Annotated in this window: 21 protein-coding genes; 12 read left to right on the top strand and 9 right to left on the bottom strand. The window is 57.5% G+C overall.

From position 1 onward, the window contains the following. Window positions 1-33 precede the first annotated feature (33 nt). Window positions 34-738 (top strand): leucyl/phenylalanyl-tRNA--protein transferase, encoded by a 705-nt coding sequence (gene aat, locus L362_RS19610; protein ID WP_008499991.1) that lies wholly within the window; start codon window positions 34-36, stop codon window positions 736-738. Window positions 739-1,022: 284 nt separating this feature from the next. Then, window positions 1,023-1,241 (top strand): translation initiation factor IF-1, encoded by a 219-nt coding sequence (gene infA, locus L362_RS19615; RefSeq protein ID WP_002211347.1) that lies wholly within the window; start codon window positions 1,023-1,025, stop codon window positions 1,239-1,241. Between the two features lie 207 nt (window positions 1,242-1,448). Here infA and clpA read toward each other — a convergent pair whose 3' ends face one another. Both clpA and clpS read right to left on the bottom strand, forming a co-directional pair. After that, window positions 1,449-3,728, bottom strand: a complete 2,280-nt coding sequence (gene clpA, locus L362_RS19620) for an ATP-dependent Clp protease ATP-binding subunit ClpA (RefSeq protein ID WP_014831269.1) — start codon at window positions 3,726-3,728, stop codon at window positions 1,449-1,451. A 27-nt stretch (window positions 3,729-3,755) separates the two neighbouring features. Next, entirely contained in the window at window positions 3,756-4,076 is a 321-nt protein-coding gene (gene clpS, locus L362_RS19625) for an ATP-dependent Clp protease adapter ClpS (RefSeq protein ID WP_006174393.1), read from the bottom strand. Window positions 4,077-4,343: 267 nt separating this feature from the next. Here clpS and cspD point away from each other — a divergent pair, with 267 nt between their 5' ends. Next, the gene (cspD, locus tag L362_RS19630) at window positions 4,344-4,565 is read left to right on the top strand and encodes a cold shock-like protein CspD (RefSeq protein ID WP_008499993.1); all 222 of its coding nucleotides are present in this window, start codon (window positions 4,344-4,346) and stop codon (window positions 4,563-4,565) included. A gap of 70 nt (window positions 4,566-4,635) precedes the next feature. Here the strand turns inward: cspD and macB are convergent, their stop codons facing one another. After that, window positions 4,636-6,576, bottom strand: coding sequence for a macrolide ABC transporter ATP-binding protein/permease MacB (gene macB / locus L362_RS19635; protein ID WP_023343675.1), 1,941 nt, complete (start codon window positions 6,574-6,576; stop codon window positions 4,636-4,638). Continuing rightward, window positions 6,573-7,688, bottom strand: a complete 1,116-nt coding sequence (macA, locus tag L362_RS19640) for a macrolide transporter subunit MacA (protein WP_023327007.1) — start codon at window positions 7,686-7,688, stop codon at window positions 6,573-6,575. Before macA ends, macB begins: the two co-directional genes overlap by 4 nt. Window positions 7,689-7,847: 159 nt before the next feature. Between macA and L362_RS19645 the strand changes: the two genes are divergently transcribed. Then, window positions 7,848-8,804 carry a VirK/YbjX family protein gene (locus L362_RS19645; RefSeq protein WP_023343674.1) on the top strand — a complete coding sequence of 319 codons (957 nt, stop codon included), beginning with the start codon at window positions 7,848-7,850 and terminating at the stop codon, window positions 8,802-8,804. Here L362_RS19645 and L362_RS19650 read toward each other — a convergent pair. Beyond that, the gene (locus tag L362_RS19650; protein WP_008499997.1) at window positions 8,801-10,459 is read right to left on the bottom strand and encodes an ATP-dependent endonuclease; all 1,659 of its coding nucleotides are present in this window, start codon (window positions 10,457-10,459) and stop codon (window positions 8,801-8,803) included. The genes L362_RS19645 and L362_RS19650 overlap by 4 nt on opposite strands. Before the next feature lie 290 nt (window positions 10,460-10,749). On the opposite strand from L362_RS19650, the gene aqpZ reads away from it, so the two are divergent. From aqpZ to hcr, 4 genes are all read left to right on the top strand, one after another. Further along, window positions 10,750-11,445 carry an aquaporin Z gene (gene aqpZ / locus L362_RS19655; RefSeq protein WP_008499998.1) on the top strand — a complete coding sequence of 232 codons (696 nt, stop codon included), beginning with the start codon at window positions 10,750-10,752 and terminating at the stop codon, window positions 11,443-11,445. Between the two features lie 170 nt (window positions 11,446-11,615). Next, window positions 11,616-12,515, top strand: coding sequence for a LysO family transporter (locus L362_RS19660; protein WP_021240895.1), 900 nt, complete (start codon window positions 11,616-11,618; stop codon window positions 12,513-12,515). Window positions 12,516-12,659: 144 nt separating this feature from the next. Beyond that, window positions 12,660-14,312 carry a hydroxylamine reductase gene (hcp, locus tag L362_RS19665; protein WP_023343673.1) on the top strand — a complete coding sequence of 551 codons (1,653 nt, stop codon included), beginning with the start codon at window positions 12,660-12,662 and terminating at the stop codon, window positions 14,310-14,312. 10 nt (window positions 14,313-14,322) lie between these two features. Beyond that, entirely contained in the window at window positions 14,323-15,291 is a 969-nt protein-coding gene (hcr, locus tag L362_RS19670) for an NADH oxidoreductase (protein WP_023343672.1), read from the top strand. A 91-nt stretch (window positions 15,292-15,382) separates the two neighbouring features. On the opposite strand, the gene L362_RS19675 is transcribed toward hcr, so the two are convergent. Beyond that, window positions 15,383-15,817, bottom strand: coding sequence for a DoxX family protein (locus L362_RS19675; protein ID WP_023343671.1), 435 nt, complete (start codon window positions 15,815-15,817; stop codon window positions 15,383-15,385). Between the two features lie 151 nt (window positions 15,818-15,968). Here L362_RS19675 and poxB point away from each other — a divergent pair, with 151 nt between their 5' ends. From poxB to L362_RS19695, 4 genes are all read left to right on the top strand, one after another. Then, window positions 15,969-17,687 carry a ubiquinone-dependent pyruvate dehydrogenase gene (gene poxB / locus L362_RS19680; RefSeq protein WP_023343670.1) on the top strand — a complete coding sequence of 573 codons (1,719 nt, stop codon included), beginning with the start codon at window positions 15,969-15,971 and terminating at the stop codon, window positions 17,685-17,687. A gap of 38 nt (window positions 17,688-17,725) precedes the next feature. Then, window positions 17,726-18,727 (top strand): low-specificity L-threonine aldolase, encoded by a 1,002-nt coding sequence (ltaE, locus tag L362_RS19685; RefSeq protein ID WP_023343669.1) that lies wholly within the window; start codon window positions 17,726-17,728, stop codon window positions 18,725-18,727. A 10-nt stretch (window positions 18,728-18,737) separates the two neighbouring features. After that, window positions 18,738-20,174 (top strand): SDR family oxidoreductase, encoded by a 1,437-nt coding sequence (locus L362_RS19690; RefSeq protein WP_023343668.1) that lies wholly within the window; start codon window positions 18,738-18,740, stop codon window positions 20,172-20,174. Window positions 20,175-20,266: 92 nt separating this feature from the next. After that, the gene (locus L362_RS19695) at window positions 20,267-21,280 is read left to right on the top strand and encodes an NAD-dependent epimerase/dehydratase family protein (RefSeq protein WP_008500006.1); all 1,014 of its coding nucleotides are present in this window, start codon (window positions 20,267-20,269) and stop codon (window positions 21,278-21,280) included. Between the two features lie 160 nt (window positions 21,281-21,440). Here L362_RS19695 and L362_RS19700 read toward each other — a convergent pair whose 3' ends face one another. From L362_RS19700 to L362_RS19710, 3 genes are all read right to left on the bottom strand, one after another. Next, window positions 21,441-23,252: a chitinase gene (locus L362_RS19700; RefSeq protein WP_008500007.1), complete on the bottom strand. Its 1,812-nt coding sequence runs from the start codon at window positions 23,250-23,252 to the stop codon at window positions 21,441-21,443. A gap of 150 nt (window positions 23,253-23,402) precedes the next feature. Continuing rightward, window positions 23,403-23,837 carry a type III secretion system invasion protein IagB gene (gene iagB, locus L362_RS19705; RefSeq protein ID WP_021240903.1) on the bottom strand — a complete coding sequence of 145 codons (435 nt, stop codon included), beginning with the start codon at window positions 23,835-23,837 and terminating at the stop codon, window positions 23,403-23,405. A gap of 136 nt (window positions 23,838-23,973) precedes the next feature. Beyond that, complete coding sequence (locus tag L362_RS19710) at window positions 23,974-26,706, bottom strand: glycosyl hydrolase family 18 protein (protein WP_008500009.1); 2,733 nt, start codon at window positions 26,704-26,706, stop codon at window positions 23,974-23,976. Window positions 26,707-26,809 lie beyond the last annotated feature (103 nt).

Here is a 26,809-nt window from a genome sequence, read left to right as displayed (position 1 = left end):
GCGTCCTCACTCGCGTACTGGAGTTTTGCTGTCATGCGCCTGGTCCAGCTTTCTCGTCATAACATCGCGTTCCCTTCTCCGGAAGGGGCGCTGCGTGAACCCAATGGGCTGCTGGCCCTTGGTGGTGACCTCAGCCCTGCGCGGCTGTTGATGGCGTACCAGCGCGGCATCTTCCCCTGGTTTTCTCCCGGCGACCCGATTTTATGGTGGTCTCCCGATCCGCGTGCCGTGCTGTGGCCAGAGCAGTTTCACCTGAGCCGCAGCATGAAGCGTTTCCATGCAAAATCACCGTACCGCGTCACCCTGAACCACGCCTTTGGTCAGGTCATTGAAGGCTGTGCCGAAGACCGGTTTGAGGGAACATGGATAACCCGCGATATCATTACCGCCTACCACCAGCTTCACGAGCTTGGCTACGCGCACTCCATTGAGGTATGGGACGGCGGAGCACTCGTCGGCGGCATGTATGGCGTGGCGCAGGGGACGCTGTTTTGCGGTGAGTCGATGTTCTCCCGCGCGGTTAACGCCTCGAAAACAGCGCTGCTGGTCTTCTGCCAGGCATTTGCCCAGCGCGGCGGACGCCTGATCGATTGTCAGGTGCTCAATGAGCACACAGCTTCCCTCGGCGCCGTTGAGATACCGCGACGCCAGTACATCGAGCATCTGGATGCCAGCCGTCAGGAAAAGCTCCCGCGCGACTTCTGGATACCGAGAACGCTCTTTATGCCCAATGCCTAAATGTTTTCCGCATATTTTTTGTGAGGGTGTTATAATTACGCCGCAGAGTAGCTTCTGCCTGTTGCCCCGCCGCCGTTTGGGACCTTCGCTTCAGATAACGTCCTGACGTTTATCCTGTTGTATCCCCTTTACGAATGCGCTTTCCGTTCGGTTGTACCGTGACGCTTGGGCAATGCGCCGAAACTGTTTTGCTGCGTTTCAAACGCGCAATTCTTTACTTAATTGATGAATTTCGGCATTATCTTGCCGGTTCAAAACTTGGTAGTGATACCCCAGAGGATTAGATGGCCAAAGAAGACAATATTGAAATGCAGGGTACCGTACTTGATACGTTGCCTAATACCATGTTTCGCGTAGAGCTGGAAAACGGTCACGTGGTAACTGCGCACATCTCCGGTAAAATGCGCAAAAACTACATTCGCATTTTGACGGGCGACAAAGTGACTGTTGAACTGACCCCGTACGACCTGAGCAAAGGCCGCATTGTCTTCCGTAGTCGCTAATTGTTTTCGCCTGTAATGGCAGATGAATATTTAAAAGGTCGGGTTAAACCCGGCCTTTTTTATTTGTGGCTTTAATTTGGCTATGCCGGGGGATGTATTTTTTGGCAACCTGGTGGCCTCATCCCAGTCCTTTTCCACAGGGAGAGGGCGAAAGGCAGGCATAAAAAAACCGGGCTATTGCCCGGTTTTTAAGACCTACGTAAGAAATCAGTGAGCCGCTTCCGGCTTGTGCTTCGCCGCACTCTGGAAATCGTACGTCAGTTCGTTCTTCGCCTGGTCCAGCGCCACGGTCACCTGGCCGCCGTCCACCAGCGAGCCAAACAGCAGCTCGTTCGCCAACGGTTTCTTCAGGTTGTCCTGAATCACGCGCGCCATCGGACGGGCCCCCATCGCACGGTCGTAGCCTTTCTCGGCCAGCCAGTTGCGGGCCTCCTGGCTTACTTCCAGCGACACGCCTTTCTGATCCAGCTGAACCTGCAGCTCGACGATGAACTTGTCCACGACCTGATGGATCACCTCGGTAGAGAGGTGATCGAACCAGATAATGTTGTCCAGACGGTTACGGAACTCCGGCGTGAAGATCTTCTTGATCTCCTCCATCGCATCGGTGCTGTTGTCCTGGTGGATCAGGCCGATGGATTTACGCTCGGTTTCACGCACCCCGGCGTTGGTGGTCATCACCAGCACCACGTTACGGAAGTCCGCCTTGCGCCCGTTGTTGTCGGTCAGCGTCCCGTTGTCCATCACCTGCAGCAGGATGTTGAACACGTCCGGGTGCGCTTTCTCGATTTCATCGAGCAGCAGTACCGCGTGCGGATGCTTGATCACCGCGTCGGTGAGCAGGCCGCCCTGGTCAAAGCCCACGTAGCCCGGAGGCGCACCAATCAAACGGCTGACAGTGTGACGCTCCATATACTCGGACATATCAAAGCGCAGCAGCTCAATGCCCAGTGCTTTAGAGAGCTGAACCGTTACCTCGGTTTTCCCCACGCCGGTCGGGCCGGCAAACAGGAAGGAACCGACAGGCTTGTGCTCATGCCCCAGTCCTGCGCGTGCCATCTTGATCGCTTCGGTTAAGGCCTCAATGGCTTTATCCTGACCAAAGACCAGCATTTTCAGGCGGTTGCCGAGGGTGCGCAGCGTGTCGCGGTCGCTCTGAGAGACGCTCTTCTCAGGGATACGCGCGATGCGGGCCACCACGGACTCAATATCCGCCACGTTAACGGTTTTCTTACGCTTGCTGGCCGGCATCAGGCGCGCACGCGCCCCTGCCTCATCAATCACGTCAATCGCCTTATCCGGCAGATGACGGTCGTTGATGTATTTCACCGCCAGCTCCACCGCCGCACGCACCGCTTTCGCGGTGTAACGCACGTCGTGGTGCGCTTCATACTTCGGCTTCAGGCCGTTGATGATCTGCACCGTTTCCTCAACGGACGGTTCGGTCACGTCGATTTTCTGGAAGCGGCGCGCCAGCGCGCGATCTTTCTCAAAGATGTTGCTGAACTCCTGGTAGGTGGTGGAGCCAATCACGCGGATCTTGCCGCTGGAGAGCAGCGGTTTGATCAGGTTAGCCGCATCCACCTGGCCACCGGAGGCCGCCCCTGCGCCGATGATGGTGTGGATTTCATCGATAAACAGGATGCTGTTGGTGTCCTGCTCCAGCTGTTTTAACAGCGCCTTGAAGCGTTTTTCAAAATCACCACGGTATTTGGTGCCCGCCAGCAGCGAGCCGATGTCCAGCGAGTAGATGGTGCAGTCGGCAATCACTTCCGGTACGTCGCCCTGCACAATGCGCCAGGCAAGGCCTTCGGCAATCGCGGTTTTACCCACGCCAGATTCCCCCACCAGCAGCGGGTTGTTCTTGCGGCGACGGCACAGCACCTGGATCGCGCGCTCCAGCTCTTTATCGCGACCAATCAGCGGGTCGATACCGCCAACGCGAGCAAGCTGATTAAGGTTGGTGGTGAAGTTTTCCATACGATCCTCCCCGCCTGCTTGCTCTTCATTGTTATTGACCTGATTGCTGGAATCCGATGCCTGGTTAGGCTCGTCTTTGCGCGTTCCGTGAGAGATAAAGTTAACCACATCGAGGCGGCTGACTTCGTGTTTGCGCAGCAGATAGGCAGCCTGTGACTCCTGCTCGCTGAAGATGGCGACTAAGACGTTTGCGCCAGTCACTTCACTACGTCCGGAAGACTGGACGTGGAATACCGCGCGCTGCAGCACGCGCTGGAAGCTGAGCGTCGGCTGCGTGTCGCGCTCTTCTTCACTGGCAGGCAGCACCGGTGTGGTTTGTTCGATGAAGGCTTCGAGTTCCTGACGTAGCGCCACCAGATCCACGGAGCAGGCTTCCAGCGCTTCGCGGGCAGATGGGTTGCTAAGCAGTGCGAGCAGTAAATGCTCGACGGTCATAAACTCATGTCGGTGCTCACGCGCTCTGGCGAAAGCCATGTTTAAACTGAGTTCCAGTTCTTGATTGAGCATAGGCACCTCCCCCAATTTTATGCCTTATCAGGCCTTTTCCAGCGTACACAGCAACGGATGCTCGTTCTCCCTCGCATAGTCGTTCACCATCGCCACTTTGGTTTCCGCCACTTCGGCTGTGAAGATGCCGCAGATAGCTTTGCCACGATAATGAACGGTAAGCATCAGTTGCGTTGCACGTTCTACATCATAAGAAAAGAACTTTTGTAGCACGTCAATAACAAATTCCATCGGCGTGTAATCATCGTTCATTAACATAACTTTATACATAGATGGCGGTTTTAGCGCGTCACGCACTTTGTCTTCCGCCAGCTGGTCAAAATCCAGCCAGTCGTTGGTCTTACCCATTTTGCATAACCACTTTGAATCTACCTCAGATGTTAGATAACAATCATCTATTACTGTCATCCGCGATGTCTGTCACAAACTGTTGCAATAGCGTTAACTGCTTCAAACTTTGGTTGATTATTGTCCCATCTCCAGCGCCAAACGCTTGACGACGTCTTTCGTTTCTCTAAATTGTACAAGCGTGAGATGGCGAGGTTTTGAACAGCCCCCACTCCACCACCGGTTCATTCCATCTTAACTTATAAGATTTACGAAGGATGTCGAAGCATGGAAATGGGTACTGTTAAGTGGTTCAACAACGCCAAAGGGTTTGGCTTCATCTGCCCCGAAGGCGGCGGCGAGGATATCTTCGCTCACTATTCCACCATTCAGATGGATGGTTACAGAACGCTCAAAGCCGGGCAGTCCGTCCGGTTCGATGTCCACCAGGGACCAAAAGGCAATCATGCAAGCCTTATCGTCCCCATTGAAGCAGAGACGGTTGCATAGCTCTCTGTTTTATTGTGTACATCCCGCAGTCAAAATGCCAGCCCGATCGGCTGGCATTTTTATTTTCGGGTTATTCCCGAGCCAGCGCATCCACCGGATCCAGCCGCGCCGCGTTGCGGGCGGGCAACCAGCCAAACAAAATGCCGGTAAAGGTTGAACACAAGAATGCGGTAATAATGGCCACCGGCGAGAAGCCAATCTCCCAGCCGGGTAAAAAGAGCTGGAGCGCGAAGGCGATCATCATCGAGAGCGCAATCCCCATCGCACCGCCGACCAGACACACCAGCACGGCTTCAATCAAAAACTGCTGCAGCACGTCGCTGGCTCTGGCCCCGACCGCCATGCGGATGCCAATCTCCCGGGTACGCTCGGTTACCGACACCAGCATGATGTTCATCACCCCGATACCGCCGACGACCAGCGAAATCACCGCCACCAGCGTGAGGAACAGCTGAAGAGTACGTGTGGTCTTTTCTGCCGTTTTCAAGAGGCCGTCCATATTCCAGGTGAAGAAATCTTTCTTCCCGTGGCGCAGGGTGAGCAGCCGCTCAAGCTGCTGTTCGGCCATGGCGCTGTCGTAGCCCTCCTTCACGCGCACGGTGATGGAGTTGAGCCAGGACTGACCCATAATCCGCCCGGAGATGGTGGTATAGGGAAGCCAGACGCGCAGGATCTTGCTGCTGCCAAACATCGACTGCTTCTCTTCCGCCACGCCGATGACCGTGGCAGGCATGTTGCCGACCAGGATCACTTCGCCCACCACGTTAGCTTTATTGGGGAAGAGCTGTCTGCGCGAGTTCGCGTCCAGCACCACCACCTGCGCCCTGCCCGCCAGCTGTTCGGCGTTAAAGGTAGCGCCTTCGCTGAAGGTCATACCGTAGACGTTGAAATAATCCCCGCTGACGCCGTTCGCGCTGGCCGCCACGTCAACATTGCCCACGCGCAGGCGCAGGTTTTGCGACACCGCAGGCGTGGCGGAGTTGACCCACGGCTGCTTCTGAATGGCCGCCAGATCGTCGTATTTCAGCGCCTGCTGATACTGCGGCTCGTCGTCACCAAAGTCTTTGCCGGGATAGACGTCAATGGTGTTGGTCCCGATTGCGCGGATATCGGCCAGCACCAGCTGCTTGGCCGCATCGCCCACCACCACAATCGACACCACCGAGGCGATACCGATGATAATGCCGAGCATGGTCAGCAGCGTACGCATTTTATTGGCCGCCATCGCCAGCCAGGCCATGGTCAATGCTTCACGAAAGCCGCTGGAAAATTGCCCCCATCCGGTTGATGCCGGAAGCACTTCTTTCGGCGCCGCAGCCCTGGACTCACGCGGCGGCGGGTTGCCGACCAGCTCGCCGTCGTGGATCTCAATGATTCGCTCCGCCTGCGCCGCCACCTGCGGATCGTGGGTCACGATAATGACCGTATGCCCCTGATCGCGAAGCTGGTGCAGGATCGCCATCACCTCTTCGCCGGAATGGCTGTCGAGCGCGCCGGTTGGCTCATCCGCGAGGATCACCTGCCCACCGTTCATCAGGGCTCGGGCAATACTCACGCGCTGCTGCTGGCCGCCGGACAGCTGCGAGGGCTGATACTCCACCCGCTCCGCCAGCCCCAGGCGCGTCAGCAGCATCTGCGCGCGCTCGAGGCGTTTTTTCCGCTCGACGCCCGCATAGACCGCCGGAACTTCCACGTTCTGCGCGGCATTGAGGTGAGAAAGCAGATGGTAACGCTGGAAGATAAAGCCGAAGTGCTCCCGACGCAGCTTCGCCAGCGCGTCGCCGTCCAGCGTTGATACGTCCGTCCCGGCCACGCGGTACGTGCCGCTGGTGGGTTTATCCAGGCAGCCGAGAATGTTCATCAGCGTCGATTTACCGGAGCCCGATGCCCCGACAATCGCCACCATCTCGCCCGCCTCCACCCGAAGGGAGATGCCTTTTAGCACCTCCACCGGGCCATCGCCCGACGGATAGCTGCGGCGAATGTCTTTCAGCTCAAGCAATGCCGTCATTTCGCGGCTCCGGGCAGGCTTTCGCTGATGACAACCTCCTCACCCTCTTCCAGCCCTTTCACCACCACCACGTCGGTGTCGTTGCGCGCGCCAATCACCACTTCGCGCTCGCGCGTTTCGCCGTTGCGCAGCACTTTCACTTTATAGCGGCTATCACCGGCGGACTCACCCAGCGCGGAGAGGGGAATGGTCAGCACGTTCTTCACGCCGGTCAGCTGGATATGCACCTGCGCGGTCATGTCGAGACGCAGCACGCCCTGCGGGTTCGGCACTTCAAAACGGGCATAGTAGAAGATGGCGTCGTTAACCTTTTCCGGCGTCGGGAGAATGTCTTTCAGCACGCCTTCGTAGCGCGTCTGCGGATCGCCCAGCACCGTAAACCAGGCATTCTGCCCCGGTCTGAGATGGATAACGTCCGCCTCCGAGACCTGAGCTTTGACCAGCATGGTGCTCATGTCCGCCAGCGTCAGAATGTTGGGCGCCTGCTGCGCGGCAATCACCGTCTGCCCCTGCAGCGTGGTAATTTGCGTCACTTCCCCGGCCATCGGCGCAACGATTTTGGTGTAGTCGAGGTTGGTTTTCGCCGTATCCAGCGAGGCCTGGTTGCGTTTGATTTGCGCGTCAATCGTGCCAATCTGCGCCTGCTTCACCGCCAGTTCCGTGGTGGCCGTATCTAAATCCTGCTTCGAGATCGCCTGGGTTTTGGCCAGCGCCTGCTGACGGGTCAGCGTCACCTGGGCCAGGTTACGCTCTGCCTGCGCCTGCGCACGCTGCGCGCGCAGCTCCATCAGCGTGGCTTCCACCTCGCGGATCTGGTTCTCGGCCTGTTCAGGATCGATCACGCCGAGCAGCTGGCCTTTTTTTACCTTATCGCCAATCTCAACCGACAGCGTTTTCAGCTGACCGCTGACCTGCGCGCCGACGTCAACCTTGCGCAGGGCATCAAGCTTGCCCGTCGCGAGGACGTTTTGTTGCAGTTCGCCCGGACGAACAATCAGCGTCTGATACTGCGGCACCGGCGCATTCAGCACCTGCCATAGCCAGTACCCACCGGCTAACACCACGACCGCCAGCAGCAGAAACAGCGTTCTGCGTTTTCCCTTGAGGTTCATAAATATTCCAAATAAATGTTCTGGCAATGATAAATGCTGATTCTATCTAAACGACTCCTCAACGAAACCCCTGTTCTCCGAAATCGTCACAATTTGTTTACGAGACGTTGAACGTTCGCCTGCTGAAATGGAGATCTTCATCAAGAAGCAGGATCTAACATGTCTTCCATCGTCGATACACCTTTTTCAAACCTGCCACAGCCTGCATCGGGTTGGCAGCTCTTCAGTCATCTGGCTTCCGGTAAGCTCACGCCAGGGCTGGCGTGGCAAAACCCCGCCTATCGACGTAAATTCATGCTACGTTCGCTGGCGACGCCTGTAAGTACCGCTCGCCTGTTGACGAGCCTTGCAAAACAGCCGAGCCTGATGCAAATGCTGCAGGTGCAGCCAGGACTGCCGTGCCGTCTGCATCGCCCCTGGCTGACGGTGAATATGGATCGCCAGCAGGCCCTTGAGTCCCTTAACTGGCATTATCAAACGATGAGCCGCCATATGCCGGCATCGCTGCTCTCGGGCTATCTGTCGAAAAAGGGCTTCACGCTGCTCACCTTAACCGGTAAAGATGAAGAGCAATTTACCGTCCGCCTGTGCGCCGATGCGTTTCTGGATAAAGAAGGGGAAGCCACCCTCGCCTTCTGCGACCATCAGAATACGGTGCTGGCCGAGATGACCTTCACCCTGTGCCAGTTTGAGGGAAAATCGACGCTGTTTATCGGCGGCCTGCAGGGCGCAAAAGCCCACGTTCCCCATGAGCTGATCCAGGGTGCGACGAAGGCCTGCCATGGTCTGTTCCCGAAACGTCTGCTGGTCGAAGCCGCCATGACTCTCGGCACCGCCTTCCCGGTAGAACAGATTGTCGCCGTCAGTAATGACACCCATATTTATCGCAGCTGGCGCTACCGCAAGAAAAAAGAGGGGAAACTGTTGGCCGATTACGACAGTTTCTGGATCTCCATCGGCGGCGAAAAGCAGGATAGCGGCAACTTCATGCTGCCCCTCGTCATGCCGCGTAAACCGATGGAAGAGATTGCGAGCAAAAAACGCTCCGAATATCGCCGCCGCTACGCGCTGCTGGACAGCCTGATTCAGCAGGTAAAACAGGCGACTCAACGTTAATCCGCTCTCCCGCGTGCCAGCCACAGCACGCGGGAGAACATCTTCCGCAGCAGGGTCGGCACCGCCTCCACGCCCCGCCTCCCCGCTTCCGTCGCCACTTCAATGGCTAAATCCGGTTTCGAAGAACGATGAATAGCTTTGGCGATCACGCGCCGCATGTTCATCGGGACATCGACCGGCACCATGGCAATTCGGTGGAATACGTCGTCGAACCCCTGACGATACATAAAGTGTTCCATGTCCATCGCGGGCAGCATGGTTAAATGGTCGCGCTCTTCCTCGCGCTCGTTATTCAGCAGGCTACGCACGGTCGAGGCATATTTTTTGCCCGCCTCATCACCGTCGACCAGCACATGCCACTCGATCCCCATCCGGCGGGCAAATTTTATCAGCGGCTTGAGTCCCGACTGGGCAAATTCAATCACCTTGATGCCTTCCGCATCAAAATGGTGGCCGCACTGGCGCGCCAGTTCGTTGATGACCCAGGTTTCCGTCTCTCCTTCCACCAGCAGCCAGCAGCGGGCAAAGAGCGACGACGCGCGGTTAAAGCGAATATGAAACGCGATGCGCCGCCCGTCTTCCGCGTTCAATCCACCCGGACCTAACCGGTAGGCGGAGACGCGGGAAGATTCACGCACCAGACGACAGACGTGCTCGACCGGCGTCAGCGATAATAATTCGCCGGAATTGGTGGTCGTAACGCGCTGGAGCGGCAGCAGATTCAGCAGATGCCATGCCACGGAGAGCATGATGGGATGCAGGCGCGTTTCCGGGTCTTCCACCAGCAGCAGCGGCCGGGCGTCCCGGTCAAGACGCACGGTGCCTTTGGCCTGCAGAAGCGTTGAAAACAGCCCCAGCAAAATCACCCGATGGGTACGACCGCCGGGCCGGTCGATCATCCGGTTAATGATATCGAGGTAGCGCCAGCTGCGCTGTTCGTCATGAGAGCGGCGGCGCATGAGGCGGTGGCGCGACTCCGACGTTCCCTGCTCGGAAAAATAGTGCTCCAGCAGCTGTACCATTGCGGACAACCCCTGACGAATTTGACCGTCGGTCAGATTCTGCGGACGCGACACCAGCTCTCTCGCCAGAAAATCCAGCTCGCGGGCGGTGACTTCCACTTCCGGCATATTCGGTACGGTACCGTTACGGATGCGCCGCATAAAACGCGCGTCGCGCAGGCGCAGCACCGGCGTCAGGCGGATCAGGTGGCGGGCAAGATCGTCGATATTGTCCAGCGGGATCGGGCTGGCCTTCTCATCAAGAAAATCACGCAGGGTCAACACGCCCTCGTTTTCCGCCATCTCCCCTTCCAGCCGGTAGAATATCCGGTGGAAACCGTCATCGCACGGCACCCAGCAGGGTGACAGCGGGCGGAAGCGACGCACCCGATGGCGCCCGGGTTCGGATTCGCGGAACGTCAGGATGATATGCAGGTGCTTCTCGCGCCCCGTCACGTCGCCGGGCGGGAACCAGAAATCGTCGCGAACGAAGTGATACAGATCGTCTTCGGGCGAAAGCAGTAACGTCAGCGCATCCAGCAGGCTGGACTTACCCCAGGCGTTCTCGCCGATCAGGACGTTGTTCTGTTCCAGCTGCAGCGACAGGCGGTTAATACCGCGAAACCCGACAATTTCCACACGTTCGAGAAGCATAAATCCCCCGCGCAATGTTCACTTTTTCCTTTAAGTTATCAGCAGTATAGCGGGAGGCGCCCTGTCACGACAGCACAACATTCACCCTGACAAGAATTGGTCTATGCTCTATTTACCGCTGATTTGAACAAGGATTGACATCACATTGCCTTAAATCAAATTAATCGAATTTATTTAAGTGGCGAAGGGGTGTTATTGGTTTCTAAAATACGGACTCTTTGAGTCGTCATCCCTTTATGGCGATATATCCCGTGCGCGGGAAAGCGTGCGGAAAATTATTTGAGGTGGTTATGTTTAGAAAATTGGCAGCAGAATGCTTTGGTACATTCTGGCTGGTATTTGGTGGCTGCGGTAGCGCCGTTCTGGCAGCAGCATTCCCGGAATTAGGTATCGGTTTTGTCGGCGTCGCGCTGGCATTTGGTTTAACCGTATTAACCATGGCCTTTGCCGTGGGGCATATTTCCGGCGGTCATTTTAACCCGGCAGTGACATTAGGTTTATGGGCCGGCGGTCGTTTTCCGGCGAAAGAGGTAATTGGTTATATTGTCGCTCAGGTGGTGGGCGGTATTATCGCAGCGGGCGTTCTGTACGTCATTGCCAGCGGTAAAGCTGGCTTCGACGCGGCGGCCAGCGGCTTCGCCTCTAACGGCTTCGGCGAGCATTCTCCGGGCGGTTATTCCATGCTGTCTGCCATCGTGATTGAAATTGTGCTGACCGCAGGTTTCCTGTTGGTGATCCACGGCGCAACCGACAAACACGCGCCAGCCGGTTTCGCGCCGATTGCCATTGGTCTGGCACTGACGCTTATCCACCTGATCTCCATTCCGGTCACCAACACCTCCGTTAACCCGGCACGCAGCACCGCCGTCGCCATCTTCCAGGGCGGCTGGGCGCTTGAGCAGCTCTGGCTGTTCTGGGTGATGCCGATTATCGGCGGTATCCTGGGTGGCGTGCTGTACCGCACCCTGCTGGAAAAACGCGATTAATTGCGCGCGGTGTCGGGTGGCGCTAACGCTTACCCGACCTACGTGAGTGTGCACTTGTAGGCCGGGTAAGGCGCAGTCGCCACCCGGCTTTTTTATTGCCGCTTTACTGAACAGTCTTTATTGGGTAGTGTCTCTGGCGCTCAACAGATACTCAAAAGGACCGGCTGTTCATGTTTTCAGGACTCCTCATTATTCTGCTGCCCCTGATTGTGGGCTATCTCATCCCGCTGCACAGAGAATCCGCATTACGGCTTATCAACCGTTTTCTCAGCTGGATTGTTTACGTCATTCTTTTCTTTATGGGGATCAGCCTGGCCTTCCTGGATAATCTGGCGACGAATCTGCTTTCCATCCTGCATTATTCGGTGGTCACCGTGGTGGTTATTTTGCTGTGTAATATCGCCGCATTATTCTGGCTTGAGCGCACCGTTCCGTGGAAAAACCATCATCATCAGGAAAAACTGCCTTCCCGAATTGCGATGGCGCTGGAATCATTAAAACTGTGCGGCGTAGTGGTGCTCGGTTTTCTTCTTGGTCTGACCGGCTGGGCATTTTTACAGCACGCGACAGAGGCCAGTGAATATACGCTAATTTTCCTGCTGTTCCTGATCGGTATCCAGCTGCGAAATAATGGCATGACGCTGAAGCAAATTGTTTTAAACCGTCGGGGAATGATGGTTGCGGTCATTGTGGTCGCCAGTTCCATGGTAGCGGGCGTCATTAACGCCTTTATTCTCGACCTGCCGCTGAAAACCGGCCTGGCGATGGCGTCAGGCTTTGGCTGGTATTCCCTCTCCGGTATCCTGCTGACCGAATCCTTTGGCCCGGTCATCGGCAGTGCCGCCTTCTTTAACGATCTGGCGCGCGAGCTGCTCGCCATTATGCTGATCCCGGGGCTGGTTCGCCGCAGCCGCTCTACCGCGCTGGGCCTGTGCGGCGCGACGTCGATGGACTTTACCCTGCCTGTATTGCAACGCTCTGGTGGACTGGAGATGGTGCCCGCCGCCATCGTTCACGGCTTTATTTTAAGCCTGCTGGTTCCGGTTCTGATGGCCGTCTTCTCGGCCTGATACCTCTTTGGCGGTAGGGTGCCTGCCGCCAAAATTGCGCTAAATCAATCTCCCTCTATTTTGTAGTAAAAAGCCCTTTTCACCGTTCTGGCACAGGCATAACCTTAAACATGTATATTAAATATAACTTTAACAGGTGTGATTATGTTTTGTGTGCAATGTGAACAAACCATCCGTACCCCGGCAGGCAATGGCTGCTCTTACGCACAGGGTATGTGCGGCAAAACCGCAGAAACATCTGACCTGCAGGACCTGCTGATTGCCGCCCTGCAAGGCCTTTCCGCATGGGCGTTTAAAGCCCGCGAATATGGCATCATCGACCACTACGTCGACAGCTTCGCCCCGCGCGCCTTCTTCTCCACGCTAACCAACGTTAACTTCGACTCTCCGCGCATTGTTGGCTATGCCCGCGAAGCCATTGCCCTGCGTGAAGCGCTGAAGGCGCAGTGCATGAAGGCGGATGCTAACGCCCGCGTGGAAAACCCGATGTCTGACCTTCAGCTGGTGAGCGACGATCTCGGCGATCTGCAGCGTCAGGCGGCCGAATTCACCCCAAATAAAGACAAAGCAGCGATTGGCGACAACATTCTCGGCCTGCGCCTGCTGTGCCTGTACGGCCTGAAAGGCGCTGCGGCCTATATGGAACACGCGCACGTGCTCGGTCAGTACGACAACGACATCTACGCCCAGTACCATAAAATCATGGCGTGGCTGGGCACCTGGCCTGCCGATATGAACGCGCTGCTGGAATGCTCAATGGAAATCGGCCAGATGAACTTCCGCGTGATGAGCATTCTGGATGCGGGTGAAACCGGCACCTACGGCCACCCGACGCCGACGCAGGTCAACGTCAAAGCGACCGAGGGCAAGTGCATCCTGATCTCCGGTCATGACCTGAAAGATCTCTACAACCTGCTGAAGCAAACCGAAGGCACCGGCGTTAATGTCTATACCCACGGTGAAATGCTGCCAGCGCACGGCTATCCGGAGCTGCGTAAATTCAAGCACCTGATCGGTAACTACGGCAGCGGCTGGCAGAACCAGCAGGTGGAATTTGCCCGCTTCCCCGGTCCTATCGTGATGACCTCTAACTGCATCATCGACCCGACCGTGGGCGCGTATGACGACCGCATCTGGACCCGCAGCATCGTCGGCTGGCCGGGCGTGAGCCATCTTGAAGGTGACGATTTCGGACCGGTGATAGCGCAAGCGCAGCAGATGGCAGGCTTCCCGTACAGCGAGATCCCGCATCTGATCACCGTCGGCTTCGGTCGTGAAACCCTGCTCGGCGCCGCCGATTCGCTGATTGACCTCGTCAGCCGCGAAAAGCTGCGCCACATCTTCCTCGTCGGCGGCTGCGACGGCGCGCGCGGCGAGCGTAACTACTTCACCGATTTCGCCACCCGCGTGCCGGAAGACTGCCTGATCCTGACCCTGGCGTGCGGTAAATACCGTTTCAACAAGCTGGACTTCGGCAACATCGAAGGCCTGCCGCGCCTGATCGATGCGGGCCAGTGTAACGATGCTTACTCGGCCATTATTCTGGCGGTCACGCTGGCGGAAAAACTGGGCTGCGGCGTCAACGATCTGCCGCTCTCCCTGGTGCTCTCCTGGTTTGAGCAGAAAGCGATTGTCATCCTGCTGACCCTGCTCTCTCTGGGCGTGACCAACATCGTGACCGGCCCGACAGCGCCAGGCTTCCTGACGCCGGACCTGCTGGCCGTGCTGAACGAGAAATTCGGCCTGCGTTCCGTGACCAACGTTGAAGACGATATGAAGCAACTGCTGAGCGCGTAAGGAGCTATTCATGACCATGCCAACCTCACACTGCCCGTGGCGGATGCAGGTGCATCACATCCATCAGGAGACGCCGGATGTGTGGACGCTGTCGCTGCTGTGCCACGACTACTATCCGTACCGAGCCGGTCAGTATGCGCTGGTTAGCGTTCGCCATTCGGCGGACACCCTGCGCGCCTACACCCTCTCCTCCACGCCGGGCGTCAGCGAATACATCACGCTCACCGTCCGCCGCATTGATGACGGTGCCGGCTCTCAGTGGCTGACCCGTGACGTGAAGCGCGGAGATTACATCTGGCTGTCCGACGCCCAGGGGGATTTCACCTGTGACGACAAAGCGGACGATAAATTCCTGCTGCTGGCGGCGGGCTGTGGCGTAACGCCGATTATGTCGATGCGCCGCTGGCTGGCAAAAAACCGCCCGCAGGCCGACGTGCAGGCGATCTTCAGCGTGCGCTCTCCGGACGATGTCATTTTTGCCGAGGAGTGGCGTGATTATCCGGTGACGCTGGTGGCTGAGCACAACGCGACGCACGGTTTTGTGCCCGGTCGCCTGAGCCGCGAGCTGCTGCAAAGCGTGCCGGACATCGCGAACCGCACCGTGATGACCTGCGGCCCGGCGCCGTACATGGATATCGTCGAGAAAGAGGTGAAAGCGCTCGGCGTGACCCGTTTCTTCAAAGAACAGTTCTTCACGCCGGTGGCGGAAGCGGCAACCAGCGGGATTCAGTTCACCAAACTGCAGCCTGCGCAGACCTTCTTTGGCCGCGTGGGCACGACGCTGCTGGAGGCGCTGGAAAGCAACAACGTGCCGGTGGCGGCGGCCTGCCGTGCCGGGGTGTGCGGCTGCTGTAAAACAAAGGTGGTTTCCGGGGAGTACACCGTCACCAGCACCATGACGCTGTCCGACGCGGAAATTGCCGAGGGTTACGTGCTGGCGTGCTCGTGCCATCCGCAGGGCGATCTGGTCCTCGCATAAACAATAAACGTTCGTTCGTAGGCCCGGTAAGCGTCAGCGCCACCGGGCTTTTTTGCCGGGTGGCACTGCGTTTACCCGGCCTACAACCCCCCTACCGCCACGCAGGTGTTTTCCCCAGCGCAAACCGCCCTGCCCCTAAAAACGCCACCGCCAGCGAGCCGATAAAGAAGTACACCAGGCTTTCAATCGCCCATGCCCCGACCTTGTCGAGCGCGAATGTCTCATCCAATCCCACCATCAGCCACGCCACGATCATCGTAAACGCCAGCACCAGCGCGGCCGGGCGCGTAAAGAGCCCGACAATAATCAGGAGCGGCGCCACCACTTCGCCAATCAACACGCCGTAGGCAATAAACCCCGGCAGCCCTTTCTCCACCAGCATGCCGCTGATAAAGCCCACCCCGCCAAACAGCTTATGCAAACCGTGAAAGAGCATCAGCCCGCCGACGGCAAGTCGTAACAAGAGTTTGCCGAGATCGTCGCACGATAGCTTTTCATTAACAGCAATTAACAATGATTTAACCATTTGAAATGATTCCTGTTTTCACTGAGGTATCATCAGATTATGCCGAAGCGTTGCGCGTGAAAAGCACCTTTTAATTGGGGGGATGTGACGGGCAATACGGAGACTTTCTTCTAAGCTTGTAAGCGTTATCACAAAAAGGAGACGGACAACCATGAAACAAACCGTGGCTGCATATATAGCGAAAACGCTCGAACAGGCTGGCGTAAAACGTATCTGGGGCGTCACCGGCGATTCCCTGAACGGACTCAGCGACAGCCTCAACAAGATGAAGACCATCGAATGGATGCCGACCCGCCATGAAGAGGTTGCCGCGTTCGCCGCAGGTGCTGAAGCGCAGCTTACGGGTGAGCTGGCCGTCTGCGCCGGATCCTGCGGGCCGGGTAACCTGCACCTGATCAACGGCCTCTTCGACTGCCACCGCAATCACGTGCCGGTGCTGGCGATTGCCGCCCATATCCCCTCGTCCGAAATCGGCAGCGGTTATTTTCAGGAGACGCATCCGCAGGAGCTGTTCCGTGAATGCAGCCACTATTGCGAACTGGTTTCATCCCCGGAGCAGATCCCGCAGGTTCTGGCGATCGCCATGCGCAAGGCCGTGCTGAATCGCGGCGTGTCCGTGGTCGTTATCCCGGGCGACGTGGCGCTCAAGGCCGCGCCGGAAGGAGCCAGCACCCACTGGTATCACGCGCCGCAGCCGGTGGTGACGCCAGCCGAGGAGGAGCTGAAAAAGCTGGCGCAGCTGCTGCGTTACGCCAGCAATATCGCCCTGATGTGCGGCAGCGGCTGTGCGGGCGCGCATAAAGAGCTGCTGGAATTTGCCGGAAAGCTGAAAGCCCCGATTGTCCACGCCCTGCGCGGCAAAGAGCACGTCGAATACGATAACCCCTACGATGTAGGCATGACCGGGCTGATCGGTTTTTCTTCCGGCTTCCACACCATGATGAACGCCGACACGCTGATCCTGCTCGGCACCCAGTTCCCGTACCGCGCGTTTTACCCCACGGATGCCAAAATCATTCAGATTGATATCAACCCGGCCAGCATCGGCGCGCACAGCAAGGTCGATATGGCGCTGGTGGGCGACATCAAATCCACCCTTGCCGCCCTGCTGCCGCTGCTGGAAGAGAAAACGGACCGCAAATTCCTTGATAAAGCATTGAGCGACTATCGCGATGCCCGCAAGGGTCTGGACGACCTCGCCAAACCGAGCGACAAAGCCATTCACCCGCAGTATCTGGCGCAGCAGATCAGCCATTTCGCGGACGACGATGCCATTTTTACCTGCGACGTAGGCACGCCAACCGTCTGGGCGGCACGCTACCTGAAAATGAACGGCAAACGCCGACTGCTCGGCTCGTTCAACCACGGCTCGATGGCTAACGCCATGCCGCAGGCGCTGGGCGCAAAAGCGACGGCGCCGGAGCGTCAGGTGGTGGCGATGTGCGGCGACGGCGGGTTCAGCATGCTGATGGGTGATTTCCTGTCGGTGGTGCAGATGAAGCTTCCGCTGAAAATCGTGGTCTTCAACAACAGCGTGCTGGGCTTCGTGGCGATGGAGATGAAGGCAGGCGGCTATCTGACGGACGGCACCGAGCTGCACGACACCAACTTTGCCCGCATCGCCGAGGCCTGCGGCATTACCGGCATTCGCGTGGAGAAAGCCTCTGAGGTGGATGAAGCCCTGCAGCGCGCCTTCTCCATCGACGGCCCGGTACTGGTGGATGTGGTCGTCGCCAAAGAGGAGCTGGCCATCCCGCCACAGATCAAGCTGGAGCAGGCCAAAGGCTTTAGCCTGTACATGCTCCGCGCCATCATCAGCGGACGCGGTGACGAGGTGATCGAACTGGCAAAAACCAACTGGCTCAGGTAAAACATCTGGCATCGCCTTTTTAAATATAAGGACATGCCATGATTGATTTACGCAGTGATACCGTTACCCGCCCGAGTCGCGCCATGCTCGAAGAGATGATGGCCGCCCCGGTCGGGGACGACGTCTACGGCGATGACCCGACGGTCAACGAACTGCAGCGTTATGCCGCAGCGCTGAGCGGAAAAGAGGCCGCCCTGTTCCTGCCCACCGGCACGCAGGCCAACCTGGTGGCGCTGCTCAGCCACTGCGAGCGCGGTGAAGAGTATATCGTCGGCCAGGGCGCGCATAACTATCTCTACGAAGCGGGCGGTGCCGCGGTGCTCGGCAGCATTCAGCCGCAGCCGATTGACGCTGCGCCGGACGGCAGCCTGCCCCTTGATAAAGTCGCGGCGAAAATCAAAGCCGATGATATTCATTTTGCCCGCACCCGGCTGCTCAGCCTCGAAAACACCCACAACGGCAAGGTCCTGCCGCGCGAATACCTGAAGACGGCGTGGGAGTTTACCCGCGAGCGCGGGCTCGGCCTGCACGTGGATGGCGCGCGCATCTTCAACGCCGTGGTGGCGTACGGCTGCGAGCTGAAAGAGATTACGCAATATTGCGACTCGTTCACCATCTGCCTCTCTAAAGGGCTGGGCACCCCAGTGGGTTCCCTGCTGGTGGGCAATGCGGACTACATCAAGCGCGCCAACCGCTGGCGTAAAATGACCGGCGGCGGCATGCGCCAGGCGGGTATTCTGGCGGCTGCCGGGCTGTATGCCCTGAAAAACAACGTGGCGCGCCTGAAGGACGATCACGACAACGCCGCGTGGATGGCGGCGCAGCTGCGTGAAATTGGCGCCGACGTGATGCGCCACGACACCAACATGCTGTTCGTCCGCGTGGGCGATGACCACGCCGCTGCGCTTGGCGAGTTCATGAAAGCACGTGGCGTGCTGATCAACGCCTCACCTGTGGTGCGTCTGGTCATGCATCTCGACGTCAACCGCGAGCAGCTGGCCGACGTGGTGAAACACTGGCAGGCGTTTTTACAGCGATAAGGAGCATCACGTGCCGCAACGCATTCTGGTGCTCGGCGCCAGCGGGTATATCGGTCAGCATCTCACCGCGGCGTTAAGCCAGCAGGGGCACCAGGTGCTGGCTGCGGCACGCAATACCGAACGCCTGCAAAAACTCGGTTTGCCGGGCGTTACCTGTCACAACGTTGACCTCAACTGGCCAAAGGCGCTTCCCGCGCTGCTGGAAGGGGTCGACACGCTTTACTACCTGGTGCACAGCATGGGTGAAGGCGGAGATTTTATCGCCCACGAGCGCCAGGTAGCGATGAACGTCCGCGATGCCCTGCTGCAAACCCCGGTGAAGCAGGTGATTTTTCTCAGTTCACTTCAGGCACCTGAACGCGAGCAGTCCGATCACCTGCGCGCCCGCCAGCTGACGGCGGACATCCTGCGGGGGGCCAATATCTCCGTCACCGAACTGCGCGCCGGGATCATCGTCGGCGCCGGTTCTGCCGCCTTCGAAGTGATGCGCGATATGGTCTACAACCTGCCGGTGCTCACGCCGCCGCGCTGGGTCCGTTCGCGCACCACGCCGATTGCGCTGGAGAACCTCCTGCATTATCTGGTGGCCCTGCTGGATCACCCGGCGGAGCAACACCGCGTGCTGGAAGCCGCTGGTCCTGAAGTATTGAGCTATCAGGCGCAGTTCGAACATTTCATGCGCGTCAGCGGCCGCCGCCGCTGGCTGATCCCCATTCCCTTCCCGACGCGCTGGATTTCGGTGTGGTTTTTGAATGTCATCACCTCGGTGCCGCCGACGACCGCCAAAGCGCTGATCCAGGGGCTGAAGCACGATCTGCTGGCCGACGATCGCGCGCTGCGCGCCTTAATTCCTCAGGATCTGATCCGCTTTGACGATGCCGTGCGCATTACGCTCAAGGAAGAAGAACAGCTGGTGAACTCCAGCGACTGGGGCTACGACGCCCAGGCCTTTGCCCGCTGGCGGCCTGAGTATGGTTATTACCCGAAACAGGCGGGCTGCACGGTGAAAACCTCCGCGAGCCTGGCCGCGCTCTGGGAGGTGGTGAACCAGATTGGCGGCAAAGAACGGTATTTCTTCGGTAATCTCCTCTGGCAAACGCGCGGGGCGATGGACCTGCTGGTGGGCCACCGGCTGGCGAAAGGCCGCCCGGCACGCCCGTATCTTGAGGTGGGCGACGCAGTCGACAGCTGGAAGGTGATCGTCGTCGAACCGGAAAAACAGCTGGCGCTGTTGTTCGGCATGAAAGCCCCGGGGCTGGGCCGACTCTGCTTTACCCTGAAAGACAAAGGCGATCATCGTGAACTGGACGTGCGCGCCTGGTGGCACCCGCACGGAATGCCGGGTCTGTTCTACTGGCTGTTGATGATCCCTGCCCACCTGTTTATCTTCCGGGGAATGGCGAAACGCATTGCGCAACGGGCAGAACAAAAGACGGAAAAGATCTAAATAAAACTCTCTTTCTTTCACCTTTCCCATTGCATAGCGCCGTAATTCACGAAAGAATGCGCACGAAATTCTTTTCAACACAGTGGATAGCTATGAAGGTACTGGTTACCGGGGCGACCAGCGGCTTAGGCCGAAATGCGGTCGAATTTCTGCGCAACAAGGGCATCAGCGTCAGGGCTACCGGTCGCAACGAAGCGATGGGTAAGCTGCTGCAAAAAATGGGCGCAGAGTTCGTCCATGCCGACCTGACGGAGCTGGTCTCCTCGCAGGCGAAGGTGATGCTCGCCGGTATCGACACGCTATGGCACTGCTCCAGTTTTACCTCCCCGTGGGGGACCCAGGAAGCCTTCGACCTCGCCAACGTGCGGGCCACCCGCCGTCTGGGGGAATGGGCCGTTGCCTGGGGCGTGCGTAACTTTATTCATATCTCGTCACCGTCACTCTATTTCGACTATCACCACCACCGTGACGTGCAGGAAGATTTCCGCCCTGCTCGCTTTGCCTGTGAGTTTGCCCGCAGCAAGGCGGCCAGCGAAGAGGTCATCGACCTGCTGGCGCAGTCAAACCCGCACACCCGCTTTACGGTCCTGCGTCCGCAGAGCCTGTTCGGGCCGCACGATAAGGTATTTATTCCGCGTCTGGCGCAGATGATGCACCATTACGGCAGCGTGCTGCTGCCGCGCGGCGGCGATGCGCTGGTGGATATGACCTATTACGAAAACGCCGTTCACGCCATGTGGCTGGCCAGCCAGCCGGACTGCGATAAGCTGATCTCCGGTCGCGCCTACAACATCACTAACGGCGAACCCTGCACGCTGCGCAGCATTGTGCAGCGGCTGATCGACGAGCTGCAGATCAACTGCCGTATCCGTTCCGTGCCCTACCCAATGCTGGATATGATTGCCCGCAGCATGGAGCGCTTTGGCAGTAAAACAGCCAAAGAGCCTGCGCTGACGCATTACGGCGTCTCTAAACTCAACTTTGACTTCACGCTGGATATTTCGCGGGCGGAGAATGAGCTGGGGTATAAACCGGTTGTGACGCTGGATGAAGGGATTATGCGCACGGCGGCGTGGCTGCGGGATCACGGGAAGCTGCATCGCTAGCCTTTTTGCCCGGTGGCGGCTTCGCCTTACCGGGCCTACAACGGCTCCGTACTGACCCCTCGCCCCTTAGCCTCATGTAGGCCGGGTAAGCGCAGCGCCACCCGGTAAAAGACAGAGGGTGCAAATACGAAAACGGCAACCCGAAGGTTGCCGTTTGCTTTTACAGAGCCGTCCAGGCATCAGCCCACGCCAGGCCAGCGCCGGGTTCGTAGTATGCCGGGGCATTGTTACACCAGCCGCTGTACGGGAACGGTTTGCACTGGAACAGTTTACCGTGGTTGTTCACGATATCACCTGCGTTGTACTTGCTGTTCGCGCTCCACGCGGCGTAAGAGCCGGAAGTGCCTTCGTCCTTAGACTCGGCTTTCGCTTTCACATTCAGCAGGTAGGACGTGGTGCTGGTCAGTTCACCATCGCTGACGGTCAGGCCGATTTCGTACTGCTGAGCCGTTGCCGACTCTGGCGCCTTGAAGGTCACCACCGCTTTGTCCTGACCGGTCACGGTCTGGCCATCCTGGGAACGCCAGGTGTAGGTCAACTTGTTACCGTCGGCGTCAGTGGAGCCTTCCGCGCTCAGGGAAACCTGCGCACCCGCTTCAACCGCCCCGATTGGGCCCGCAATCTGCGCCACAGGGGCGTGATTCACGGTAGCCGGTTCAACAGGGGTGGTATCTTCCGCTGGCGTCGTATCCGCTGGCGGCGTGGTGTCTGCCGGGGTTTTGTCTTCTCCTGGGGTCACGGCTGAGCCGTCGTCGTTAATGATGTTCACGTTATAGAACTTCTTAACGCAGTTGGTGTAGTCACCCTCTTTGAACGCGCTGAACGGCGTCTGGTACCCCACCAGCTGGCAGGAGTAGGTCTTACCGTCCGGCGTATCCGGGCTCCACCCCCAGTCCTGCTCCCAGTAGATCTTCAGCGCGCCGGCGCCGCCTTCATCGAACTGCTTCATGTTGGCGCAGCCCAGCACTTCATTCGCCGGAACAGGAACTTTCAGGTAGTTCGCGAACTCTTTGTAGTACTTGATGCGGTTTTCAGACTGGGCAATCTCGGTTGGGCCGCCGCACTCTACGCCACCGTTGATGATCTGGGTGGTCACGCCGAAGCCCGGAACCAGGCCGTTGGCTTTATCGTGATCGTTTGGCTGCCAGGTGCCGTCGATAACCTGCAGCATGCTTGGTTTTGGCGGCTGCGGATAGGCGAAGAAGAAGATCGCACTTGCCAGGTTCAGCCAGGTATCCGCCACCAGCTCAGGCTTGTCGAGCAGGGTGCGGACGGTGCCAAACATCGCTTCAGAGAACGGACCGTAGTTATAGTTGTAAGACAGCTGCTTCGCGCCGCGGCCAAAGTAGCTTACGAAGTCGCCGTCTTTGTCCTTACCGCATGGCCAGGTCTGCCCCTGCCAGATGTCAGGGTTACATTCGCCGTTATAGCCGCCTTTCTGGCCTTCAGTCCACCCCATTTCACGGACGTGAACCAGGGCCTGACGCCACTCGGCTTCCGGACGCCAGCTCTCATGGCCGCCGGTTTCCTGCGCAAAGTGGGCGAACATGGTCGCCAGCTCTTTGCGGCAGATGGCGTCGCTGTCGCGACCATCGTTATAGGTCTTACACAGTGCCGGGAATTTACCAACAGCCTTCAGGAAGTTACTGTAGGTATAAGACTGAGCGCGCAGCGGGAAGAGATATTCCCAGTCGCTGGCCTTCACGATCCCTTCAACGCGCTTGACGTTGTCAGGGTTCGAGGCACGACCTGGCTCAATCTGCTCAACGAGGCTATTGTCCAGGGTCGCAATGGTATCCTTCACCGAAACCATCAGCGGGAAATTGGTCAGCTCTTTTTCCTTTTTCGCCAGATCGCTGGCTTTCATGGTGTACGGCTCACTGCTGGCCGCCTGCAGTGATGCAGCCTGGGCCATAAAGGGTGCAATACATGCCCCCGCCACGAGAACGCTCAGTAATGTCCTTTTCGTCATTTCAAATAATCCTGTATTTAAGCAACTAGGGTGAGTACATTCCCGGCTTATGTATTACTCCCTTAATAAATAAGCCAGAGAGTGTGGTTCTTTTTCATTTTCTGAAGAACACCGAAAGGAATTCTTCAAAAAATAAAAATAATGCTACGGTTATTTACCCGATTTTATTTGTTGATACTTCGCCCACACTTTATGGGCATAACGCATGCGCTGCGGATAATTTTCTTTTTTCAATCCGGCGTTGTACGCGCCCACCGCTTCCCAGTTATAGCCATACACGTTTATCATCCCGGACAGGATGGAGGCGCCGACCATAATGGAGGTACAGGGCTCATTAATAAGCTGACTCTCATCAATACCCTGACGTTCTAACTCACTGAAGTGTGAACTGTTAATCTGCATCAACCCGACGTCACGCGTGCCGTCGTGGTTCCAGCCTACCGCGTGGGGATTCATTCCGGATTCGACTTTGGCAATTGCATACAATAACCACGGATCGACATGATAATAATGTCCGGCGTTATCCCAACAGTTCGCGAATACGCTTTGACTAAACAGCAGTAAAAATATAATCACGCGTTTCATGAGCACCTGCTTTTTAAATACTGAACCTCTTTCCGCTCATCATTAGCGATAATTCTGAAGTGTTGGTCACACCCGAAGTGGGGTGTGACCAACTATTGCGGGTTGATATCATTCCCGCAATCCACGGTTCAGAAGGTTATTTGCAGTCTGTTGAAGGACCTTCTTTCACCCATACATCGCTGTTAGCCGGGTTGTCACCGCGGGTCCACCATTTGGCACGGTAAACGTTGCCCTGGTAGGTTGTGGTTTCGCCGCCGTTATAAACCAGGTCAGAACGCCAGTTCATCTTCACGTTGCTGACCAGCTCCCAGGCATCCACACCGAAGCCAGGCTGGTTGCCTTGCGTCCAGTACTTCGCTTTCCACACCAGATGGTCGAAGCTCACGGTATCGCCACTGTTATAGATTTTGCTGGCATCCCACGCGGCATATTTGCTGGCGTTAGCATCGACAGGCGCATCGCAGCTACCGGTTGCAGACCCTTCGTCAGATGGCGGGGTCACGTCATCAGACGGAGGCGTAACTTCATCAGAGGGTGGCGTTACGTCATCAGACGGAGGTGTAACCTCATCAGACGGTGGTGTAACGTCAGCCGGTTTCGGATTCACGGTTACCTGCACGTTAGACTGCACGCTGGTTTTGCCGTCGCCTACAACTACGCTCAGCGTATAGGTAGACGTGGTGGCAACGTCTGGCGCAGTGATCGTCACGTTCGCGGTATCGGTACCGGTTGCATGCATATCCGCTGGCACGCTCCAGGAGAAGGTCATCGCATCACCGTCTGGATCCACAGCCTGCGCGTGCAGAGCATAGGTTTCTCCTGCCTGCAGCGTCACTGCCTCCATTGCGTTCACGACTGGCGCCTGGTTAGCTTTTGGCGCTTTATTCACAACCTGCACATCAATGGCGTTGCTCAGGCCTTTAGCATCCGTAACCGTCAGGCGGAACACCATGGTCTGGTCGCTGGTCGCTGCCGCAACGTTGAAGGTTGCTTTCGCTTTGGTGCTGTTGGAGAGAGTTACAGATGGGCCAGAAACCTGGGTCCATTTGTAGGTAATCGCATCGCCGTCTGGATCGCTGGAAGCAGAACCATCAAGCGTGACGGTTGCCGGGCCAGAGACGTTCTGATCCGCAGAAGACGCGATTGGCGCATGGTTGGTGACCACCGGATCGACCGGGGTAGAACCGCCCAGCAAACTTTCGTTCATCGCGTTCAGGATGTCGCCGGTATCAGAGTCAATAGACCAGGCAAAGAGTCCGCCCAGGTTTTTCGACAGCACATACTTGCCTTTAGCGGCGGTAGAGCGTGCATCTTCATAGGTGATCAGGTCGCCGGTAGACTTATTGAAGACATATGGCGCTTCAGCATTCGCGTCGTAACCATATTCCCAGCCAGGCTTGCCTTTGTACTCGTTAACGATCTGACGGTAGTCGACCACGCCAGGTTCCCAGGTACCTTTCACCATACCGGTTGCGGTACCCGTGAATGGATTGTCACCGGTGTAGCCATGCACGCCAGTCCAGCCGCGGCCATACATGCCCGCACCCACCACGATCTTGCCTGGCTGTACGCCCTGAGCAAGCAGCGCGTCCACGCCGTTCTCGGTGGTGTAGTTTGTGTCCGGGCGCCATGACGGCGCGCGCAGTGCGGCCTGGTGGCCCAGCTCGGTGTTGCTCCAGCCGCCGTAGAAGTCATAGCTCATCAGGAAGATGTGGTCGAGGTACTGCTGAGCAGCGGTGTAATCCACGTCTTCAATCTTATCGCGGCCCGCACCGATGGCGCTGGTCAGTTCATAGGTACGGCCAGTCTGTGCAGACAGCTCGTTCAGCATGGTGCGCAGGTCATGCATCAGGGCGGTATACGTCGCTTTATCCTGCTGCGGGTTACCCAGGTGTTCGCTCACGCCGCCGCCGCCAGGGAATTCCCAGTCGATATCCACACCGTCAAAGAACTTCCAGGTCTGCAGGAAATCTTTCACAGAGGAGACGAAGCGGGCACGGATTGCCGGGTCGCCCATGTGGAAGAACGGATCGGACAGCGTCCAGCCACCGATGGATGGCAGCACTTTCAGGTCCGGATGCGCTTTTTTCAGCGCCATCAGCTGGCCAAAGTTACCTTTGTACGGGTCGTCCCAGTTGGAGACGCCAGACTGCGGTTTTTGCAGCGCAGCCCACGGATCGTGAATGGCGACGGTATAGTCCGGACGACCCGCGCAGTCGCGCTGCAGTACGGAGAAGCTGTTACCGCCTTCAACGGTTTTCAGGCCATCGTTGATGCCGTCGCCGCCACAGATTGGAATGAAGCCATAGAGGATGTGGTTAAGGTTCGCTGCCGGGATTTTATCAACCGGGAAGTTACGATCGTAAACGCCCCATTCAGGGAAATACGCCGCAACCACTTTATCAGTATGTTTGGCGAACGTTTTGTTGTTCTCCTGCAGCGGCGCGTTCAGCGGCAGCAGATGGCTGCCGTCGGTGTCCGCCACGATGATCAGCTTGCTGGCGCTTTTGGTACAGCCGCTGGCATTACAGACTTCCACCTGCTCCTGATAACGTCCGCCCTTTTTCACTTTAAAGGTGGCTGAGCCGCTTGCACCAGCTGCGCCGGTCCACACGGTTTTACCATCCAGCAGCACTTTTGCAGACGTTGGCGCGTCGCCGCTCCACACGTTCCACTCGACTTTCACATCCACGCCGTCGTTATGTACCTTGACGAGGCTGTTGTAATCCTGCGCGGCCTGATCCACCTCGACCAGCGCAAATTTGTCATTGCCGGAGCCGATGGTCGGTGCACCTGGCGCAGCAGCGAATGCAGAACCGGTTGCCGCTGCAATAAAGAGCGCCAGATATTTAGGCTTAATAAATTTCATTTTTCTTTCCTGATAAATTTATTCGTAAACGAAATTGATCCATGTCTTCCTTTAGAACATGGAATGATATTCACATAGTGCGTTTTTAAATACGCAGACAGCC

This window comes from Enterobacter sp. MGH 16 (genome assembly GCF_000493175.1).
GTDB classification, from domain to species: domain Bacteria; phylum Pseudomonadota; class Gammaproteobacteria; order Enterobacterales; family Enterobacteriaceae; genus Enterobacter; species Enterobacter roggenkampii.
This window is presented reverse-complemented; position numbering and strand designations above follow the sequence as displayed.